General features: G+C 60.9%; 1 protein-coding gene. It reads left to right on the top strand.

The annotated features are described in order from the left end of the window. Positions 1–5: 5 nt before the first annotated feature. Positions 6–512 (top strand): protoporphyrinogen/coproporphyrinogen oxidase (locus C5Y96_RS25980; RefSeq protein WP_261341408.1); only part of this gene is annotated, 507 nt, incomplete at its 3' end.

The following is a 512-nucleotide window of genomic DNA, read 5'->3' on the forward strand; positions in this document are numbered from 1 at the left end:
ACTTCGTGCCGGCTCGTCAGGAAACGAGCGACGAGTGCTTGCAAAATTTTGTCGTGCGGCGCCTCGGCCAAGAAACATACGACCGGCTGGTACAGCCCTTGATCGGCGGCATCTATACGGCCGATCCCCAGAAACTGAGCGTCGCCGCCACGATGAAGCAGTTCGTGGAAATGGAGCGCAAGCATGGCGGGCTGATTCGCGGCATGCGAAAGCGGTTGGCCAACGAAGAGAAATCAGACGGCGGCGCCCGATATTCGATGTTCGTCGCCCCCCGCGGCGGGATGTCGGCGATCGTTGATGCAATCGCCGCCCGCTTGCCGAGCGAAGCGATTCGTTTGAACACGCCCGTCCGATCGATCGAGCGTTTGCCGAACAACATCTGGCAAGTGACGACCGACGAAGCAACTGCTTCGTTCGATGGCGTGATCATGGCGGCACCTTCTCCTGCGGCTGCGCAAATCTTGCAAACTGGCGACGCGGCGCTGGCCGCCGACCTCGCGCAGATCCAATAC

The sequence above is a fragment of the Blastopirellula marina genome, from assembly GCF_002967715.1.
GTDB lineage: Bacteria > Planctomycetota > Planctomycetia > Pirellulales > Pirellulaceae > Bremerella > Bremerella marina_B.